The following is a 20083-nucleotide window of genomic DNA, read 5'->3' on the forward strand; positions in this document are numbered from 1 at the left end:
TGACGAGTGATAAACAAGACATACAAAAGCCCCTTCACTTAGGTGAGAGGGCTTTTGTGTTGTTTCTATAGGATTAAACCCACCACATTTCACCTAGTGGTTCCTTAATTAATACTTGATTTAAGTTTTGCACGGCACGAGTGAAGCCTTCATCAACCGACATCAGGCCATCTTCATGCTCGATACTGACTACATAATCGTAACCAACTAAGCGAAGAGCGCTGATAATATCAGCCCATGTTTTCAAGTCATGGCCATAACCAACGGTGCGGAACTGCCAAGCGCGATCCAACATCATGGAGTATGATTGCATATCCGTTAGTCCATGTTTGTTTACGTTAACAGGATCAATCGTTGTATCTTTTGCATGGAAGTGATGAATGGCCCCTGCGCGTCCTAGAATTTGAACAGCTTGCACAGGATCGATGCCTTGCCACCACATATGACTTGGATCTAGATTGGCGCCGATGACTTCACCAACAGCTTCGCGTAGTCTTAGCAAGGTCCCTGGAGTATGTACAGAGAAACCGCCATGGAGCTCTAAGCCAAATTTTACATTACGGTCTGAAGCGAATTTTCCAGCTTCGGTCCAATAAGGAATAACTTTTTCTGCCCACTGCCAATCCAGAATTTCTTTAAAATCATTCGGCCAAGGAGCGACAGGCCAGTTTGGATACTTGGCATTTTCATGATCGCCAGGACATCCTGAGAAGGTATTTACTACAGGCACTTCTAAACGTTGGGCTAATTCTACTGTTTTGTACATAGCATCGTGATGCTCTTTAGCAAAAGCTTTTTGCGGATGCAACGGATTGCCATGACAGCTAAGAGCACTGATGATTAAACCGCGTGACTCTACAGCATGCTTGAAAGCTTTTAGCTTGCCAGCATCGTTCAATAATTCATCCGGATTACAATGAGAGTTCCCGGGATATCCCCCCGTACCAAGCTCAACGGCTTGCAAGCCTTTTTCAGCAATATAATCTAAGGCTTCCTCTAAAGACTTTTGGGCGAATAGAACTGCGAAAACACCTAACTTCATGTTTGACACCTCCGACATAATTTGGTTCGTCTAAAGTATAACATTTGATTTGGAGAAAATGAATTAAGAAGCTCAGATAAATTTCAAATTTATGTAACAGTAATTTTAAACACGTATTAATCTCGCCAGAGGGGCATACATTCTCAGAGGTAACAACTCAGCAATTTTTTAAATAAAATTTGGGAGTGTGTTGAAATGAATCAAAACTATGAGAATAATCCAGTTTTTCCGGACAATGGTCAATATTCACCCAATTCTGCACCGATGAGTGTAAAAAGCTGGGTGGGTACTACCCTTTTGTTAATGATTCCACTCGTGAATATTATCTTGCTTTTTGTATGGGCATTTGGTGAAGGAGTGAATTTAAATAAGCAAAATTATGCTAAAGCATCTTTGATTATCATTGGTTGTGTTGCAGCGATTTACATTGTATTGTTTGTTGTTATCATAGGTCTGGTAGTAAATGCGAATTAACATAGAAACAGTTGTATAAATAAAAAGATGAGGTTCCAGTCATTCATTGGAGCCTCATCTTTTTGACACTTTAAGGTGTATTTTTATTCAAATCATCATAAAAGATGGATTGAGTGGTGTAGATATAAGGCATTAACGCTAATATACCGATACCGAATACAATAATACCGAGAATTTGCAAACCTAGCGCACTCAAAATTAATAGGGCTGCCATAATTAGAATATACCAACCAGCGAAGCTTAAAATTAACAAAAAGTATTTCCATTTCTGATCTTTCATCATTTCTTTACTACGGTTTATTGCTTCGCTTGCTTTCATTTCTGGATGGTCAAGTAAGATATAGAAGGCTTGAGAATAACGTATGCTCGCAATAATACCCGGTACTATCAGTAGTAAGGTCCAAAGAATGATTAATATCCCTTGGATGAGCAGCAGGATAAAAAATGGAATGAGCCTAGGGAGCTGACTGAACAAAAGCTTGATCGATAAAGGTTCTTGTCGTGCCACGTGGATAAAGTAGGTTAGTAGCCCTGCGGACCATGCACCATTTAAGATTAGCGCTAAAATGCTAACTATCCAACCGATATCTTCAAATTTAGAGCCGCCGTTTATTAAGATGGTTAGTATGAAATAAACCAGCACGGTTAAAATCGCTTTGCCCCAATTTCCCTTTAGTCGTTCCCTTGCAGTTGCACGTAATTCAGGATTGCTTTTTAAATCAGTTAACATGTTCCACGCTCCAGTTGTAGTTTCGCTATTATTCCTTAATGTTTTACGAAAATATATATTCGACGTTTCGTAAAGATTACCCTTTTTTTGCAAACTGGCTTACTTGCCTGCTTTTCTGCTACACTAGTAAGTATAAGTTATGATTTACGGAGGTTGTATATGAGTATTATATCCAGACAGAAGGTTGAATTGCTAGCTCCGGCTGGTGATTGGGAATGTATGCGTGCTGCGGTAGCCAATGGAGCAGATGCCGTGTTTTTTGGTGTAGAGAAATTTAATGCTAGGGCTAGGGCGAACAATTTTAGAATGGATGAACTCCCTGATATTATGTCCTATCTTCATTTATATGGAGTCAAGGGATTTCTAACCTTTAATATTCTAGTGTTTGAAGATGAGCTAACGGACGCGAAGCGATTGGTCGAGGCCTGTATAGATGCTGGTGTGGATGCGGTAATTGTTCAGGATTTGGGCTTGGTCAAAATGATTCGTGATATCTCGCCGGACTTTCCGATTCACGGTTCTACGCAAATGACGATTACCTCACCGGAAGCGGTGGAGTTTACAAAGCCATTTGGGTTGGAGCTAGTTGTACTGGGCCGCGAAAATAACTTGAAGCAGATTAAAGCTATTGGCGAACAGGCTAAGCTACCTATGGAGGTTTTCGTTCATGGAGCTTTATGTGTGTCATATTCGGGGCAGTGCCTCACCTCGGAGATGTGGGGCGGAAGGTCTGCTAACCGCGGCGAATGCGCGCAGGCTTGCCGTCTCCCTTACGACCTAATGGTCGATGGGGTGCAGAAGCCGATGGGCGATGTCGCGTACTTGCTGTCGCCGAAGGATTTGGCGGCGCTGGAGATTATGCCGGAGCTGATTGAAGCCGGCGTGACGTCTTTTAAGATTGAAGGGCGGATGAAGAGCCCGGAATATGTTGCCAATGTCGTCGGCAAGTACCGGAAGGCGATCGACAAGTATTTTGCCGGCGAGGATGCGCGGCCGGACAAGCAGGATTTACGAGAGCTGCAGCAAAGCTTCTCGCGTGGGTTTACGGTCGGCTTTTTTAACGGGACAAACAACAAGCAATTGGTGGAGGGCACGTTTCCCAAAAGCCGTGGGGTTTATCTGGGCCGCGTGAAGCAGGTGCTGCGCGACGGCGTGGTTTGTGAGCTTGAAGCCCCTGTGAAGCGGGGTGATGGGATTGTCTTCGACGCGGGCGACCCGTCGAAGAAGGAACAGGGCGGCCGCGTGTACGATATTCGCCGCAATGGGGCGAAGATTGAAGGCGAAGCGGCCGGTGGGTTTATTGACATCGTGCCGGGGCGCAACGATGTGGATCTTAGCCGCGTGCATGTCGGGGATCGCGTCTGGAAGACGAACGATCCGCACCTCGACAAGCAGCTGCGTCAAACCTACGAGACGGAGAAGCCGTATCATGTCTTCCCAGTACAGGTCAAAGTCACGGGCGCATTGGGTCATCCGCTGCGAAGCTGGTGGACTGATCTGCTTACAGGGCATACAGAGCTGATTGAATCGGAGCTGCTGCTTGAGCAAGCCTTGAAGCGTCCAATGGACGAAGTCTTCTTCACAGAGCAATTTGGTCGCCTTGGCGGAACGATATATACATTAGATAAGCTTGATATACAGCTGCAGGGTGATCTAATCCTACCCATGCGTGAATTGAACCAAATGCGTCGCGATGCGGTCGAAAAGCTGGAAGCCATTCGCCAAAAGCCGCGAGCTTACATTAAACACTCGGTAGAAGAATATGAAGTGTATAAGGACGCACAGACACCTGTGCAGCTGCAAGTGAAACCACAGCTAACCGCTTTATGTCGCAATCTAGAGCAGGTAAAGGCCGTATTGCAAACCAATGTGGAATGGATCTATGCAGACTTTGAGTTTATTAAGCAATTTCCAGCAGCAGTAGATGCTGTCCGTGCAGCTGGCCGGAAGATAGCTCTAGCAACTCCACGTATTCACATGCCGGGGGAAAACGGGTATTTCCGCAATATTGCAAATCTTAAACCGGACGCTGTACTGGTGCGTAATACAGCTGGGGTATACTATTACATGCAGCAGCAACAGCTTCATCCAGAGCAAGAGCATCCTAAACTAATCGGAGATTTCTCCTTAAATATTGCCAATCATAAGGCCGCACAATTATTCTTGGATGCCGGCTGTAATACCATTACTCCATCTTACGACTTGAACATTCAACAAATGGTCGATATGCTGCGGAAAGCTGACACATCACAAATGGAAATCGTCATTCATCAGCATATGCCGATGTTCCATACAGAGCATTGCGTTTATTGCACCTTCCTTAGTGAAGGCACAGACTTCACCAACTGTGGCAGACCTTGCGAAGAAAGTCGTGTATCCTTACAGGACAGAATCGGAATGTCACATCCTGTTCGTGTAGATGAAGGCTGTCGGAACACCGTTTACAATGCCATTGAGCAATCAGGCGCTGAATACTTGAAGCAGTTCATCGAGCTAGGTGTCCCTTCTTATCGCGTCGAATTTTTGGAGGAAACTCCTGAACAAGTGATTGAAGTTCTAGAGCTTTACAGCCAAGCGTTGAGCGGGAAAATTAGCGGGTCTCAAGTATGGCGCACATTAAAAGCAACCAATCAACTTGGAGTTACTCGCGGACAATTAGTGAAGTAACCAAATTACAAATTTAGAAAGAGATAGCGGAATTTTAAACGGGTACCCATAGACTAGACACTTTAAAAAAGAGTGTTTAGGATATGGGTACTTTTTTGTCACAAATCAGACACAAATTATTAAGCAAAAATTCAGACTCCTTTAAGGTTAGCTTATTGTTACTTGGCTATATTGATTGATGAGACTATTCGGTTTCCGTTATTACCAGATTTTTTTCAAAGGGAGGGTGTCCTATTGCTAGAGGTACAGCAGGTCAGTAAGTTATATGAAAATCAGCGTGGGGTTAATCAGATTGATTTTTCGATGAGTCGCGGAGAGATTGTGGGATTTCTCGGACCCAATGGTGCCGGCAAAACGACTACCATGCGGATGATCACGGGGTATCTTAATCCCTCGCAGGGCCAAATTCTCGTGGATGGCTTATCCATGGCTGATCATCCCAGAAAAGCTAGAAGCAAAATAGGCTATCTGCCGGAAACACCGCCGTTATACCCGGAAATGAATGTCTATGCATACCTGCGTTTTATCGCGGATCTACGTGGTATTCCGGTGAAGGAGCAGAAAATGCGGATCGGCTCTGTTATTGAGAAGCTGGGGCTGCAAGGCAGAGAACGCCAAATCATCCGTGGACTTTCCAAGGGATATAAGCAAAGACTGGGATTGGCGCAAGCAATCATTCACAATCCGGATTTGCTTATTTTGGACGAGCCCACCTCAGGACTTGACCCGAAGCAAATTATTGAGATCCGCCAGCTGATTAAAGAGCTGGGAGAGAATCATACGGTGCTCTTAAGCACGCATATTTTGCCTGAAGTGAATGCGCTTTGCAATCGAGTTTTGATCATCAATCAAGGGTCTATTGTGTTGGATGGCAAACCAGAGCAAATAGTTAATACCATGGGCGAGACTTTCGAAGTTAGCTTAGAGATTAAAGGGCATCGTGAAACAATTGTGCGTGAGCTGGAATTGCTGGAATCCGTGGGTCAAGTCACCATTGCGGCTGACCAACCTCAAGCGGATTCAACCAAGCTTCAGGTTTCCTCTAATAATCGCCAAGACATCCGTGAAATTCTCTTCTACCGCATGGCGGAGCTGGGATTGCCTATATTGGAAATGAAGAAACAAAACCTCAGTCTGGAAGATATCTTCTTAAAGCTGACTACCAATGAAAAAGGCGAAGAAATTGAGCCGACACTAGAATTGATTCCTCAAGAGGAGGTGAGTGAAGATGCGTAGAACTTGGGCCTTGTGCCGCAAGGAGCTGCAGCTTTATTTCTTCGCTCCGACTTCCTACATTGCTTTCGCGATATACTTCTTGGTGTGTGGATTTTTCTTTTCCTTGTACTTTCTGCAATCGTTATCTTTAGATGTGGTTCCGATTATCGGAAATACTTCGTTCATTTACTTGTTTATTATCCCACTTTTAACCATGCGATTGGTTTCAGATGAGCTGCGCCAAGGAACGGACGAGCTGCTCTTAACCTCGCCTGCAAGCATTACGGAAATTATTGTGGGCAAGTATCTAGCAGCTTTGATTGTTCAAGGCACGCTTGTTGTGGGAACTTTAATCTATCCTTTAATTATGTCAGCGTTTGGTAAGCTAGATATGCCGATTTTATGGCTTTCCTTCCTCAGCATGTTCCTGCTCGGTTCGGCATTAATGGCGGTTGGCTTATTTGCATCAACCACTTCTGCCAATCAAATGGTGGCAGGTGTAGTTGCATTTTCACTGATGATTCTCTTGTGGATGATTGAATTCATGGGCGGAAGCTCGGCAACCTCAGGCAAGGATTGGCTGAATCAATTCTCGATCATTGGCCGAACCGTCAATATGCAAAAAGGTGTATTTGATTTAAGTGATGTGCTGTTCTATGTGAGCTTTATTCTTGTATTTATATTTCTCAGCATTCAACTGCTGGACAGAAAACGGTGGAGATAGGAGTCGATTCGCTTGAAAAACTGGCTTAAAGGGACCAATGCTGTAGTGCTTTCGTTGGCCGTTATCGGTATTTTTATCGTGCTCACGATCTTTCTTCATTCGTTGAAAGGTGTGCAGTGGGATTTTTCCAAGGATAAAAAGTTCACATTATCGGATCAAACCAAAACGACCATGCAGCAGTTAAAAAAGGATGTACATGTACTGGCTTTTTCCAATCAAGGCGGTGAAGTGGATCCAGAGATTACAGATATGCTTAGTGCTTACCATAAGCTAAACAGCAAGCTAACCTATGAAGAGGTTAATTTGGTTAAAAAACCTGCCCTTGCCAAGCAATACAATGTGACGCAGTACAGCACGATTGTTTTCGTTATTGATGGTAAAACCAATCTTGTAAATCCTTCCGATATTTATTTGCAGGATCAAACGACTGGCGCTCAAAGCTTTAACGGGGAGCAGAAATTCACCCAAGCGATAGTTAATTTGTCTACTGAAGTTAAGCATCCTGTCTATTTGATTACTGGGCACGGGGAATTAACCTCTGAGACAGCCAGCACCTTTACTCAAGGCCTGCAGCAAGCAGGGTATGAAGTGAAGGACTTTAATTTAGTGGGAACTGCTCAGGTTCCGACCGATGCAGAAGCCCTAATATTACTAGCCCCTCAGAAGGATCTCGGTGATGTAGAAACTAAAGTATTACAAGACTATGTAAAAGGCAAAGGCAAACTAATTTTCGGGCTTAATCTAGTACCTGATATGGATAAGTGGAAAAATTGGTATGCTATTTTAAACACATTAGGCATTAAGAATCAGCTTTCTCTGGCAATTGAGAATAATTCAAAAGCAGGAGATCCATTCACCATCGTACCTGAATATGGATCACATGCGATTACTGATAAGCTGATGGAACAGAATATAGTTACGATTCTTCAAGGCGCGCTTGGTTTAACAGCGGATTCAGCCAATACCAGTTATCAATCTACAGCCCTGCTTAAATCGACCGCTGATTCCTATGGGAAGACTAATATCTCCCGATTCACATCGCAAGAGCCTCTAACTCAAGCAGATGTGGCGGAAAAAGATACCGATCCCAAAGGTCCTTTGGATCTAGCTTATGCCATTCAAGATAAAGACGGTAAACCTAAAGCGATTGTAATCGGTAATTCTTTTATGTTTGAGAATGATTTGATTGGCCAATATGGCAACAATGATTTTATCATGAACAGCGTTGGCTGGCTGCAGGAGCAGAAGGATCAGCTTACGATTCGTCCGCGTTTAGTGGATATGCCGCAGCAAGCTATGATCAGCCCAAGTCAAGGAAGAGTCATACAATATATTTCGCTAATTATCATTCCTTTGTTGATTCTACTACTCGGAGGCGGCATTTGGTGGAGGAGGCGTAAAGGATGAAGCGACTGCTTCCTACACTAATCTTGGTTATCGTTTGTATAGGTGGGTTTTGGTATGCTTCCAGTCAAAACTTTTTCAAGGATAAAACGGTTGTGGATGAGAAAAAGCTCTTCACGCTGGCAGCGGCTGATATTCAAGCCATTTCTTTTCAAGCTAAAAATGCTGCAAGCTCGGAGAGTCCGGATGCTGTTTATGATCTCACAGAGCTGACTAAAAAGGACGCGGGCTGGGAGATGCTTAAGCCAACGGCTTATCCAATCAACTCTTTTAGCGTAGATAGCTGGAATGAAGCTTTTGCAGCCTTAACATATGAAGGCATAGTAGAAGAAAATGCTACAAGCCTTGCTGATTACGGTCTTGCGGAGCCCAAGCAGTTTTATCAAGTCAGCTTAAAAGACGGTTCGACTAAAAAACTGCTCATCGGCAGTCCGCTGCCCATCGAAGGACATGTGTATGCTAAGTTTGCTGACTCACCTAAAATATTCGATGTGACCGAATCACTCTTAGAAGGTTTAAACAAGCAACCGTTGGATTTTGTTAACAAAAATGCGGTAATGGTTGCGTACGATAATGTGAATAGCATCCAAATGGATTGGAAAGGCAGCAAATGGTTATTGGAAAAGGCTCAAGCCGACAAAACCGTTTTCGAGTCAACATGGAAGCTGGACGGTAAAGACAGGAAAGCAGAAGAAGGTACAGCGCTTCTCGATAAAGTCGTGGCACTTTCAACCGCAGAACTGCCAAAAGCTGCAGTAGAAGTCAAGATGGAAGCTCCTGAGCTTAAGTTTACAATTACTGAATCAGAAGCGGGTAAAGCAACTATTTCTACCTTCAACGGCAAAATAGACAAAGAGAATGTATGGATAGCTAAACAAGGTGGAGCATGGGCATTCTCGGTTCCGCTAGCTTCCATACAAGAAGCTTTTGATGCCAGCAAGCCTGCTGCAACACCAGTACCATCCATTGCCCCAACAGTAGCCCCATAAACAAGCTATTTCGAACCGTGCATTTTTTATCATGCACGGTTCTATTTGCATATATGAGGTCATATAATTTGTGGCTATTGCGCGCTAAACATAATAATAAATTTTTACATAACCTCCGTAAAATTCCAAGTCAATCCGAATTTTTTAGTATTACTTTAAAAAATGATTAGATTGGGAGAGATGAAGATGAAAAAGTGGTTAGCGATACCCTTAGTGATTGCGTTACTGACTTTTGGCAGTACGGCAATGGCCAAGGACGATCATGGAAAACAAGACAGGAATTCCCATGATTTGAAAGTCAAAGATTGTAAAGTTCTAGCAAGCTTGGCTAATGCGCTAAAGAAAGAAAAAAACCTTAAAGCAAAAGCGGCAATCGAGAAGAATATTGAAAAGTATAAACAAAAATGTAAAAAAGATGATAATAATAAGGGTATGACCGATTTACAAAAAGTGTTAGCAGACAAAGCTGCGTTGCAAATTGGTTTTGGCAGCAATGACTCTGCTCAACGTGTAACAGGACCTATTAAACTGGCAGCCGCAGGAAAGAAAGGATCGGTTATTACTTGGAGTTCAAGTAAACCAAATTCTATCTCTAATAATGGATTAACAGTAGTTCGATCAGCGTCAATGGATGAAACCGTTATAATGACGGCAAAGATCACTATCAATCAAGTTTCGGAAAGTAAAACATTTACTTTATTGATTAAAGCGTTCCCGGTTGCTATAACAGATACACAAAAAGTTACAGCAGATAAAGAAGCGCTTAACATTCTATTTAACGGTACGGATACGGCGAATAGTGTTACTCAAGCATTAGCTGCCCTTCCGTCGAAAGGATCAAATGGTTCTAACATTACTTGGTATTCAGGATTTCCTTCCGTTATCTCAAATGATGGCAAGACCGTTATTCGCCCTACAACGGGAAATAGTGATGTAGTAGTGTTAATGATCGCAATTGTTAGTTCCAATACAGTCTCGGACGCAAAGCTGTTTCCATTTACAATCAAGCAACAATTGACGGACAATCAAAAAGTAGCGGCTGATAAAGCAGCGCTTGAAATTAACTTTGGTGGGTCGGATTCGGCTGCGCAAGTAACAAAAGCTTTAAGTCTACCAACAACAGGTTACTATGGCTCGACAATAATATGGATTTCAAGCAATCCGCAGAACATCTCAAATAATGGTACAGCTATTGGCCGCCCAGCTCATGGCACAGGTGATGCAACAGTCACCTTAACGGCCTATATCACCAATAACGGAATTGTGGATTCAAAAACCTTTCAAGTAATAGTCAAACAACTTCCTTAAGCAAATCGGGAGGCGGTCCCCAAGTCTAAAAAGACTTCAGGGATAGCCTTTTTTTGTTGAAAAAAAATCGCTTATTTTGTTAGATTATCTTATAATTAGGCTCGACTTAAGTTTATAATTTAGCAAGAGGTGCAGCATGCAAAAGAAAACTAATACTAAAATCGTGTTGATCGGGTTAATGATTTCGACATTTTTATCGGCAATTGAAGGTACCATTGTCAGCACGGCAATACCCAAGATAGCGAGTGATCTTGGCGGCGTGCAGAAGATCAGCTGGGTGGTCTCGATTTATTTATTATCGATGGTGGTTACAACTCCTATATTTGGGAAGATTTCAGATCTGTTTGGGCGAAAGCCTGTCTTTATGATTGGAACTGTCGTTTTTTTATTGGGATCCATTCTTTCTGGTCTGTCGCAGACAATGGAGCAGTTAATTATATTTAGAGCTATTCAAGGCATAGGGGCAGGGGCACTCATTCCTGTAACCTTCACGATCATAGGGGATGTTTTTCAATTTGAACAACGTGCTAAGATTCAAGGCCTAATTAGTGCGATGTGGGGAGTCGCCGGTATTCTGGGACCTCTAACAGGTGGATTACTGGTGGATTATGTGTCTTGGCGCTGGATTTTCTATTTCAATTTACCTTTTGGAATTCTTTCTTTAATTCTAATTTTATCTGCTTTACAGGAGGGGTTTGAGCGTAAAAAACATCATATTGATTATTGGGGAGCGCTTGCTTTTACCCTAAGTATGACTTGCTTTTTGTATGCATTGCTCGAGGGTGGATCAGCCTTTCCATGGGATTCTCCGATGATAATTAGCTTATTCTCGATTTCCGCAATTTTGGGGATTATCTTCTTCTATATTGAATGGAAATCACCTGAGCCCATGCTGCCTCTAAAGCTATTCTCCAACCGGATTATTGCAGTAGTAAATTTGTCTGGATTTCTCATTAGCTTTGTTTTGGTTGCCATTAGCTTCTATATACCCTTATGGGTGCAGGGAGTTTATGGCGAAGGGGCGACGTTCTCGGGCTTGATTATCGTGCCGATGACGATCACTTGGCCGTTAAGTGCAGCTTTATGCGGGAAATTTATTACAAAATACGGCATTAGAGCTATAACATTATGGGGCATAACGCTCATCATTTGCAGCAGTATTAGTTTAGCCATTGCATCTGCGTATCTGCCCATGCATTGGGTTTTGGCAGTATTGATGGGTGGTTTTGGTTTAGGATTTGGTTTCTTATTTACGACCATGACGTTCTCGGTTCAGTCGGCAGTCGGGTGGAATCTCCGTGGCATAGCAATTGCCTCGAATCAATTCTTGCGTACTTTGGGACAAACCATCGGAATTGCGGTTTTTGGACTACTGCTTAATACCGGTATCGTTCGTCATATGTCCAAGGATCTGGCTTTACAAATGGATATGAATAAAGCACTTAGCCCTGAATATGCTTCAACGCTTCCGCAGAATATTCTTCAAGGTTATCGAAGCGCACTAGCGTCTAGTTTGCATTTAGTTTTCATCGTTATAGCTGTGATTGCTCTGGTTTCTTTTTTAATTATTCTAGCATTGCCTAAGGGTCGACCTGTAGTGAAAGAGCATATATAAATAAGCCATTATCCAAGAACACCAACCTTTAACAAGAGGTTGGTGTTTTTTTGCTTTACAAAACCTTCACCCCAAGTTTAAATTGCGATGATAAATGTTGTTTATGATAGGAATAGTGGTAAAAACAACATAAAGACATACAACAACAACGAAAACCACAAAAAAGGATAAAGAGGAGAATTTCATAATGAAGAAAATGGCTTTAAGCATGGTAATGGTTTTGTTGCTGCTTTCCATCGTTACAGCTTGTGGTAAAAAGGATCCAGTCATGTCGAACAGTCCAGAAAACAGCCCCGAAGCAACAGCAGCTAATTCACCAACAGAATCGGCAGGCAGCACACCAGACGCAACAGCAGTAGCTGCAGCAGGAGATTCATCTTTGGCAGATTTGGAGATAGCGGCTAAAGCAGAAGGATCTGTAATCAGTGTAGGCATGCCGGATTCATGGGCTAACTGGTTGGATACTTGGAAAGACATGGACACTAAATATGGTTTGAAGCACACCGATACAGATATGTCGAGTGCTGAAGAGGTTGCTAAATTTGATGCAGAAAAAGATAAACCAACAGCCGATATCGGCGATGTGGGTATTGCTTTTGGATCTGTAGCCGTGGATAAAGGTGTTACACTTCCTTACAAAACAACACAATGGGATAAAATTCCCGATTGGGCAAAAGATACAGAAGGCAACTGGGTTGTAGGCTATACAGGAACGATTGCAATCATTACTAACACAAAGCTAGTTAAGAACCCTCCGAAAAGCTTTGCAGACATTTTAGCTGGAGATTATAAGGTTTCAATCGGTGATGTTGCTAAAGCATCCCAAGCGCAAAATGCTATTCTTGCTGCCGCTATCGCTTTTGGCGGAGATGAGTCCAACATTCAACCGGGTATTGATTTCTTTGAAAAGCTTGCTAAGCAGAAACGCATTTCACTATCCGATGTGAAGATCGCTAATTTTGAAAAAGGTGAAGTTGAAGTTGCTTTAGTTTGGGATTTTAACGCACTTGGTTACAAGCAACAAATTCCTACCGGTACTTTTGACGTAGCTATTCCTACTGAAGGCAGCGTTGTTAGTGGTTATGCAACTATCATCAATAAATACTCCGCTCATCCAAACGCAGCTAAGCTTACTCGTGAATATATCTTAAGCGACGCTGGTCAGATTAATTTAGCAAAAGGTTTTGCGCGTCCAATTCGTGCGGATGTTACACTTCCAGCTGATGTAGCAGCAAAAATGATTCCTGCAGACCAATATGCAAACGTAAAACCAGTCAAGGATTTTAAAGTCTGGGAAGAAACTTCAAAAACATTGCCACAGCTTTGGGAAGATAAAATATCCGTCTTGCTTAACTAATTTTAGCTAACTGCAGCCATGTAGAAGCCATTATCCTCTCTATCCAGAGGGGATAATTGTTTTACTAAAGTAAGGGAGTCTAACATGAAGAATAAGAAACAGATCAAGCTGCTGTTATTGGTTGCCCTTCTGCCTTTTGTGATCTTAATTGTTATCTTTGAGCTGGCGCCAGCAGTCGCTATGCTGCTGAATAGCTTTCATGCAGAGGATGCCAGTAGTTTTACTTTGCATCAATATGTAACCTCTTTAAGCAAACCCTTTTATCTAAAAGCCATCAAAAATAGTCTGATGATCTCGTTATACTCCAGTGTAATTGGGCTTATTGTTGGTTTGTTAGTGGCATATGCCATCACAAGAGTATCCGAGGGAATTCGTGAAAAAGTGATTATGATTTCTAATATGACCTCCAATTTTGCCGGGATTCCTCTGGCATTTGCTTATATTATTCTCTTGGGAAATAACGGAATCTTTACTATTCTCGCGCAGCAGTGGGGCTGGTCGGTTTTTACTGATTTTGATCTCTACACTTGGACGGGACTTGCCCTAGTTTATGTATATTTTCAGATTCCACTAGCTACACTCTTGCTTTTCCCCATCTACAACGGTATTCGCGAAGGCTGGAAAGAAGCGGCTTCTTTACTGGGGGCGGGTCCATTTCAGTTCTGGCGTTATATTGCTCTGCCCGTTTTGTTACCTGCAATCGCAGGTACATTTACGGTACTTTTCGCTAATTCCATGGGAGCTTACGCAACAGCATATGCACTAGTTGGTGGGAATTATAATTTGCTGGCGATTCGTATTGGTTCTTTAATCTCAGGCAATGTCATCACCAATCCTGAGCTAGGCAGCGCGCTTGCTGTGTTGTTAGGGGTCACGATGATGCTCTCTTTATGGATCAATGAGCGGTTGATGCGGCGAGTAAGGAGGGATATTTCTTGAAGCAGAATCGGTTATTCTCGAAGCTGGTTATCGGTATCGTTATGTTATATTTGATTATTCCGCTGGTTGCTACCTTGCTTTACTCGATTGCGAATGAATGGCAGAATACGGTTTTGCCGGAATCTTGGTCTTTGCACTGGTTTCAAGATCTGCTTACAGATAAGCGTTTTGGGGCCGCTCTTTGGCGGACGATTATGGTTTGTTTTCTAAGCGTAGCATTAAATGTTCTCGTGTTGTTTCCGACGATTTTTATTGTTGTCGTCTATTTTCCCAAATGGGAACGGGTGCTTAATCTGATTGCTTTGCTTCCTTACGCACTCCCTGGTGTTGTTGCAGCAGTTGGTTTAATCAAGCTGTATTCATCGGGTCCAATTGCGATTTCGGGGACGATTTGGATTCTGATTGGAGCCTATTTTGTAACGATATTACCCTACATGTATCAAGGGATCCGCAACAGCCTGCGTACGGTTAGAGCGATCGAACTGATGGATGCGGCACAGCTGCTGGGAGCGAGTAAATGGCAGGCTTTTTATAAGGTGATTATTCCAAACGTGTTATCAGGACTTACGGTTTCCATTCTATTGTCCTTTTCGATCCTTTTTGGTGAATTCGTATTGACGAATTTATTGGTCGGCGGACAATTTGAAACGATTCAAATTTATCTTTATCGGCGTATGGCAGAAAGCGGTCATTTAGCAAGCGCAGTGGTTATCTGTTATTTCGTGCTGATTCTGCTTTTGTCAGCTCTTATTCTGCGCATGAGCAAATGGATTTTTCGGACGACAAAAGTAGACTAAGAGCGAAAGGAGGCGGTATTCATGAGTCGGTTAAGTATACAAAATGTCACCAAGTATTTTGGAGCGGATACGGTGCTGGATCATTTAAACCTAGATGTAGAAAAAGGAGAGTTCGTAACCCTGCTCGGACCGAGTGGATGTGGAAAAAGCACGCTTTTACGCTGTATCGCCGGTCTGGCTGTAATGGAAGAGGGCGCTATTATGCTTGAAGGCAGGGATATATCGGCTGATCTTCCGAAGGATCGTGGTGTGGGAATGGTATTTCAATCCTATGAATTATTCCCGAACATGACGGTGTATGACAATATTGCCTTTGGACTGAAAATGCATAAGATGCCCAAGGATGCCATTCGCAAGCGTGTGGATGAAATGATTCAAGTCATCGACCTGCCGAATAAAATGAATGCTTATCCGCACGAGCTATCTGGTGGGCAGCAGCAGCGAGTTGCGTTAGCCCGTTCGATGGCTAATCAACCGAAGGTTATGCTGATGGATGAGCCATTGAGTGCTTTGGATGCAAAAATTCGCCGCAATTTAAGAGTTGAACTGCGCAACATTCAAAAAAAGCTAGGAATGACGACTATTTTTGTAACGCACGATCAGGAAGAAGCTTTAACGATGTCGGATCGCGTTTGCGTCATGTACAAAGGGAAGATTGTCCAAATGGGCACTCCAGAAGAGATTTATACGAATCCAAAAACGGAATTTGTTGCGCGGTTTATCGGAAATTATAATATACTTAGCATAGAAGAATTAAGGTTATGGAATGGAGACATTAGATTAGCTGGCAAGCAATTTGCAGTTCGTCCAGAGTCCATGCGTCTTTACCCTTTACTGGAAACAATCGAGGACTTGATTCCATGCTTTGAAGCGGAATGTATGATCACTGAAGCAACGGTGCTGGGCAATATTATGCGTTATGTTGTAGACTTAAAAGGTTTAAAGCTAACCGTAGATGCTTTGAATATAAGTGGTAAAAGCGGCTTGGGAATAGGAATGACAGTTAAGCTGAGATTACCTATAGAAGAATGTAAAGTACTTGCTGATGGTGGTGTGTGATTTTTGTCTATTTTGTCAGAGGAAAGAAAGCTGGTAATCTTGGAATGCTTAGAGCGTGAAGGGAAGGTCATGGTCCTTTCACTTGCCGAGCAATTGAATGTGTCGACTGAAACGATTCGTCGTGATCTGCTTATTCTGGAGCGGGAAGAAAAGCTCAAACGAGTTTATGGAGGAGCCGTCCAACCCACCTTCAGAAATGATGAAGCCCCGTACACCATTAGGCAAAAAACGAATGCAAATGAGAAAAAAGCCATTGGTATGCGGGCGGCCGAGTTAATTGAGGATGGAAGCACGATAGTTATTGATATTGGCACGACAACCTTAGAGCTTGCGAAGTCGATTCAAGGGAATAAAAGATTGACGATTTTAACAAATTCGTTGCGAGTTGCTGCTTGTTTATTGGAATCGATCAGCATGGAGCGATTTACCGGTAAGGTCATCTTACTAGGTGGGGAAGTTAATGCCGAGCAGCACTCGATCAGTGGCACACTTTGTGAGCAAATGATGCTGCAATTTCGTGTAGATCAAGCCTTTCTTTCGGTTGGTGGGATTTCGTTAACTCATGGGATAACGGATTTTGATGTCAATGAAGCTGCGATGTCACGAGTTTTTGCAGCGGCCGCGCAAGAGGTAATTGTTTTGGGTGATCATTCGAAGCTTAGGATTAGCACATTTGCCCATATCATTCCCTTTGAAAAGGCAGATGTAATCATTTCTGAGACGAGCTGTCCCCCAGAGTGGCAGCCTGTAATGGAAGAAAAGCGCGTACAATGGATTCAGGCTAGTTTACCTACTCATTCTTCTAAACGAGGTGAAATTTAAGTGGCAAAGGTCATTATGGTTGTATTGGATGGACTAAGATATGATGTGGCAAAAGCATCGATGGGGTATTTAAATCACCTGCTTGAAGTATCCAAAGCAGCTTGCTATAAAGTGAAATCAGAGCTACCTAGCCTATCGCGTCCCTTATATGAAGTACTACTGACAGGCACACCTAGCTCTGTTAATGGGATTACAGGAAATCAAACCGTGCGACTATCCAATCAAAAAAGTATTTTTCATATAGCTAGTGAGCAAGGCCTAATAACTGCTGCTGCAGCTTATTATTGGGTTAGTGAATTATATAACCGTGCCCCTTTTGATCGAATTGAGGATCGTGAGCAGCACGATAGTAAACAAGCAATCCAACATGGTAAATTTTATTTTGACGACACCTATCCAGATACCCATTTATTTGCAGATGCTGAGGTGCTGCGACGTCAACATGATCCGGATTTTTTATACATTCACCCCATGGGAATTGATGATATAGGTCATCGTTATGGCGGTAGCTCGAAGGAATACCGTGGGAAGGCGATGGAAGCTGACAGCATCTTAGCCTCATTGCTTCCGCTTTGGATGGAACAAGGCTATGAAATCGTCATAACCTCCGATCATGGCATGAGTGACGAGGGCCAGCATGGAGGCATTACTCCTGAGGAGAGAGATGTGCCTTTATTTTGTATCGGTGCTGCAGTAAAGCCAGGCTTATACGATGAGGTAATTCCGCAGCTTGGCATGGCTCCGTTAATCTGCCAAATGCTTGCGATTCCCGTTGACGCTGGGATGAAGCGAGAATCCTTTCCAGGATTTAACCAAATATGAAGGGACTTACCACAGCATGAAGGTAGATTTTCATTTTCATTTAGAAGAAGGACCCTATTCCTTGGAGTGGCTGAAACGTACATCACAAGCGCTGAGTGCAACCAACCCTGCAGTGGATAAAATCAATACCTTGGAATGGATAGAAGGAATTAATACGGATTTGAGCCTTCGAATTGAGCAAGGTTGTTTTTCGGAAGAGTGGATTTTACGGTTTTTAGATAGAGGTCGAGCTCAAGGTATAGAGCATTTTGGACTAGTTGATCACCTTTACAGATTTGTTGAATTTAAAGCTTATTATGAAAAATATATGCTGGTGGACGACAGTTTGCTGGGGCAGCTGCAGAAAAACTGGTTGGATAAGGTTTGTACTTATTCGATTGAAGATTTTTTAAGTGGCGTTCGTAAGGTGGCAAATTCTCGAAACGATCTTTCTATTGGTGTCGAAGCGGATTATTTCCTTGGAGCGGATGAAGATTTAAAAGCGTTGCTTGCTCCATACGAGCTCGACTACGTTATTGGAGCCGTGCATTTCAACGAAGGCTGGGGCTTTGATAATCGCGAGGTGAAGGAACGGTTCGAGCATTTAAACCTAGTAGAATTATATCAAAAGCATTTTCATGTTGTTCAGCAAGCCATTGCAAGCGGCTTATTTGATTTTATAGCACACTTGGACAATATGAAGGTTTTTGGCTATCGACCTGATGAAAGCTTGCTGATGCCTTTCTATAAAGAAGTAGCTTGCGCACTAAAAAAAGCAAACCTAGCAACGGAAATCAATACAGGCTTAGCTTATCGTTACCCAGTTAAGGAAATGTGCCCAAGCCCATTATTTCTTCAGACTCTTTTTGAACATCAGATTCCCATAACTCTATCCTCGGATGCACACTTTCCTGACGATATAGGCACTCAATTGGACGAAGCCCTGGGACTTGCTGAAAGTGTCGGCTATCAGGAAATCGTATATTTCAAAAATCGTAAAAGATATACCTTATCAATTAAATAGCTACTCTCAGAAAATTCTCATTTACGATAGAAACAAATTTATGTACAATATAGTCAGCGGAAGCACCACCAAACGTAGATTATCTATGATTTGGTTGGTGCTTTTTTTGTGTTTTTTAAAAAATTGGTTAGGAAGGGGATTTAGTGTGAGGATAGAACATGATCGGCTTTTCAAAGAGCTGCTGCGTACCTTTTTCGCAGAGTTTATGGATTTGTTTTTTCAAGAGGTGTACGAAGCAATTGATTTCAATCATGTAGCCTTCTTGTCGGAGGAGGTGTTTACGGACGTTGTAGTTGGGGAGGTGCATAAAGTGGACGTGTTAATTGAAACGAAGCTGAAGGATAAGGATGCATTGATTATTGTGCATTTTGAATCTCAAGCCCAATTTCAGGAGAAGTTTGCGGAACGGATGTTCATTTATTCCAGTCGGTTATATGCGAAGTATCGCAAGCCAATAATTCCTATCGTCATTTTCAGCTATGATCAAGTGAAAGAGGAGCCAGATCATTTTGTAATGAGGTTGCCGTTCATAGAGATTCTGAGTTTTCAATTTTTTAAGCTTGAACTGCGGAAAAAGAATTGGCGGGATTTCATAGAACAAGATAACCCTGTAGCTGCTGCGCTCCTGAGTAAAATGGGGTATACTAAGGAAGATCGCGTACAAGTAAAAAAAGAGTTTTTGCGAATGCTTGTACGGCTCCATTTGGACCCGGCACGGATGCGTTTGATCAGTGGATTCTTCGATACATATTTAAAGCTAGACGACATAGAAGAAATTCAGCTTCAGAAGGAGATTGCAATGTTGGAACCACATGAGGAGGAGAAAATTATGGATTTGAGGACAAATTGGGAGAAGACAGCGGAGCTAAATGGAGAGTTAAAAGGGGAACAAAAAATTCTTAAAAAATTCCTAAAAGCACATTTTGGAGATGATAGTAGGGTTATGCTTGAACAGATAGATCATTTAACTGATCTAGATATTCTAGAGCAGCTAACGGACCAATTATTCCAAAACTCTGATTTTTCTGAAGCCAAAAAGCTGGTTAGTGAAGCGTATAACAAGCGACAATCATTAATTTAATTTATCCAAAATAAAAAGGCTAATTTTTCAGTAGA

At 42.5% G+C, this 20083-nt stretch carries 18 protein-coding genes; 16 read left to right on the forward strand and 2 right to left on the reverse strand.

What is annotated here, in order from left to right; translation table 11 throughout:
• Positions 1–73: 73 nt before the first annotated feature.
• Positions 74–1042: a sugar phosphate isomerase/epimerase family protein gene (locus EHS13_RS00795; protein WP_155698443.1), complete on the reverse strand. Its 969-nt coding sequence runs from the start codon at positions 1040–1042 to the stop codon at positions 74–76.
• Between the two features lie 195 nt (positions 1043–1237).
• Here EHS13_RS00795 and EHS13_RS00800 point away from each other — a divergent pair, with 195 nt between their 5' ends.
• Entirely contained in the window at positions 1238–1516 is a 279-nt protein-coding gene (locus EHS13_RS00800; protein WP_227013738.1) for a hypothetical protein, read from the forward strand.
• Positions 1517–1586: 70 nt separating this feature from the next.
• Here EHS13_RS00800 and EHS13_RS00805 read toward each other — a convergent pair whose 3' ends face one another.
• A complete protein-coding gene (locus tag EHS13_RS00805) occupies positions 1587–2246 on the reverse strand; it encodes a DUF975 family protein (RefSeq protein ID WP_155698445.1) in 660 nt (219 codons plus the stop codon).
• A gap of 159 nt (positions 2247–2405) precedes the next feature.
• Between EHS13_RS00805 and EHS13_RS00810 the strand changes: the two genes are divergently transcribed.
• The 15 genes from EHS13_RS00810 to EHS13_RS00880 all read left to right on the forward strand — a co-directional run bounded on the left by EHS13_RS00810 (position 2406) and on the right by EHS13_RS00880 (position 20048).
• Positions 2406–4913 (forward strand): U32 family peptidase, encoded by a 2508-nt coding sequence (locus EHS13_RS00810; RefSeq protein WP_155698446.1) that lies wholly within the window; start codon positions 2406–2408, stop codon positions 4911–4913.
• 234 nt (positions 4914–5147) lie between these two features.
• A complete protein-coding gene (locus EHS13_RS00815; RefSeq protein ID WP_155698448.1) occupies positions 5148–6149 on the forward strand; it encodes an ABC transporter ATP-binding protein in 1002 nt (333 codons plus the stop codon).
• Positions 6142–6852, forward strand: coding sequence for an ABC transporter permease subunit (locus EHS13_RS00820; protein WP_155698450.1), 711 nt, complete (start codon positions 6142–6144; stop codon positions 6850–6852). Before EHS13_RS00815 ends, EHS13_RS00820 begins: the two co-directional genes overlap by 8 nt.
• A 12-nt stretch (positions 6853–6864) precedes the next feature.
• A complete protein-coding gene (locus EHS13_RS00825; protein ID WP_162462915.1) occupies positions 6865–8259 on the forward strand; it encodes a GldG family protein in 1395 nt (464 codons plus the stop codon).
• Positions 8256–9245 (forward strand): DUF4340 domain-containing protein, encoded by a 990-nt coding sequence (locus tag EHS13_RS00830; RefSeq protein ID WP_155698453.1) that lies wholly within the window; start codon positions 8256–8258, stop codon positions 9243–9245. Before EHS13_RS00825 ends, EHS13_RS00830 begins: the two co-directional genes overlap by 4 nt.
• A 186-nt stretch (positions 9246–9431) precedes the next feature.
• Complete coding sequence (locus EHS13_RS00835) at positions 9432–10553, forward strand: immunoglobulin-like domain-containing protein (RefSeq protein ID WP_155698454.1); 1122 nt, start codon at positions 9432–9434, stop codon at positions 10551–10553.
• A 136-nt stretch (positions 10554–10689) separates the two neighbouring features.
• Positions 10690–12168: an MDR family MFS transporter gene (locus EHS13_RS00840; RefSeq protein ID WP_155698456.1), complete on the forward strand. Its 1479-nt coding sequence runs from the start codon at positions 10690–10692 to the stop codon at positions 12166–12168.
• Between the two features lie 187 nt (positions 12169–12355).
• Positions 12356–13525 (forward strand): ABC transporter substrate-binding protein, encoded by a 1170-nt coding sequence (locus tag EHS13_RS00845; RefSeq protein WP_227013739.1) that lies wholly within the window; start codon positions 12356–12358, stop codon positions 13523–13525.
• 84 nt (positions 13526–13609) lie between these two features.
• A complete protein-coding gene (locus EHS13_RS00850; protein WP_155698458.1) occupies positions 13610–14464 on the forward strand; it encodes an ABC transporter permease in 855 nt (284 codons plus the stop codon).
• Positions 14461–15261, forward strand: coding sequence for an ABC transporter permease (locus tag EHS13_RS00855; protein WP_227013741.1), 801 nt, complete (start codon positions 14461–14463; stop codon positions 15259–15261). Before EHS13_RS00850 ends, EHS13_RS00855 begins: the two co-directional genes overlap by 4 nt.
• A 21-nt stretch (positions 15262–15282) precedes the next feature.
• Positions 15283–16320, forward strand: a complete 1038-nt coding sequence (locus EHS13_RS00860; protein ID WP_155698459.1) for an ABC transporter ATP-binding protein — start codon at positions 15283–15285, stop codon at positions 16318–16320.
• A gap of 3 nt (positions 16321–16323) precedes the next feature.
• Positions 16324–17142: a DeoR/GlpR family DNA-binding transcription regulator gene (locus EHS13_RS00865; protein WP_155698461.1), complete on the forward strand. Its 819-nt coding sequence runs from the start codon at positions 16324–16326 to the stop codon at positions 17140–17142.
• On the forward strand, positions 17143–17964 hold the full coding sequence (locus tag EHS13_RS00870) for an alkaline phosphatase family protein (protein ID WP_155698463.1): 822 nt from the start codon (positions 17143–17145) through the stop codon (positions 17962–17964).
• 16 nt (positions 17965–17980) lie between these two features.
• Entirely contained in the window at positions 17981–18967 is a 987-nt protein-coding gene (locus EHS13_RS00875; protein WP_155698465.1) for a PHP domain-containing protein, read from the forward strand.
• A gap of 145 nt (positions 18968–19112) precedes the next feature.
• On the forward strand, positions 19113–20048 hold the full coding sequence (locus EHS13_RS00880; protein ID WP_155698466.1) for an RpnC/YadD family protein: 936 nt from the start codon (positions 19113–19115) through the stop codon (positions 20046–20048).
• Positions 20049–20083: the final 35 nt, after the last annotated feature.

It is taken from the genome of Paenibacillus psychroresistens (genome assembly GCF_009728935.1).
Classification (GTDB): Bacteria; Bacillota; Bacilli; order Paenibacillales; family NBRC-103111; genus Paenibacillus_AC; species Paenibacillus_AC psychroresistens.

What these genes read in the sequence shown, in the direction of transcription:
- EHS13_RS00810 (WP_155698446.1), top strand. Translation starts at nt 2,406, where the DNA reads ATGAGTATTATATCCAGACAGAAGGTTGAATTGCTAGCTCCGGCTGGT.
- EHS13_RS00835 (WP_155698454.1), top strand. Translation starts at nt 9,432, where the DNA reads ATGAAAAAGTGGTTAGCGATACCCTTAGTGATTGCGTTACTGACTTTT.
- EHS13_RS00860 (WP_155698459.1), top strand. Translation starts at nt 15,283, where the DNA reads ATGAGTCGGTTAAGTATACAAAATGTCACCAAGTATTTTGGAGCGGAT.
- EHS13_RS00805 (WP_155698445.1), bottom strand. Translation starts at nt 2,246, where the DNA reads ATGTTAACTGATTTAAAAAGCAATCCTGAATTACGTGCAACTGCAAGG.
- EHS13_RS00820 (WP_155698450.1), top strand. Translation starts at nt 6,142, where the DNA reads ATGCGTAGAACTTGGGCCTTGTGCCGCAAGGAGCTGCAGCTTTATTTC.
- EHS13_RS00840 (WP_155698456.1), top strand. Translation starts at nt 10,690, where the DNA reads ATGCAAAAGAAAACTAATACTAAAATCGTGTTGATCGGGTTAATGATT.
- EHS13_RS00850 (WP_155698458.1), top strand. Translation starts at nt 13,610, where the DNA reads ATGAAGAATAAGAAACAGATCAAGCTGCTGTTATTGGTTGCCCTTCTG.
- EHS13_RS00845 (WP_227013739.1), top strand. Translation starts at nt 12,356, where the DNA reads ATGAAGAAAATGGCTTTAAGCATGGTAATGGTTTTGTTGCTGCTTTCC.
- EHS13_RS00830 (WP_155698453.1), top strand. Translation starts at nt 8,256, where the DNA reads ATGAAGCGACTGCTTCCTACACTAATCTTGGTTATCGTTTGTATAGGT.
- EHS13_RS00795 (WP_155698443.1), bottom strand. Translation starts at nt 1,042, where the DNA reads ATGAAGTTAGGTGTTTTCGCAGTTCTATTCGCCCAAAAGTCTTTAGAG.
- EHS13_RS00800 (WP_227013738.1), top strand. Translation starts at nt 1,238, where the DNA reads ATGAATCAAAACTATGAGAATAATCCAGTTTTTCCGGACAATGGTCAA.
- EHS13_RS00875 (WP_155698465.1), top strand. Translation starts at nt 17,981, where the DNA reads ATGAAGGTAGATTTTCATTTTCATTTAGAAGAAGGACCCTATTCCTTG.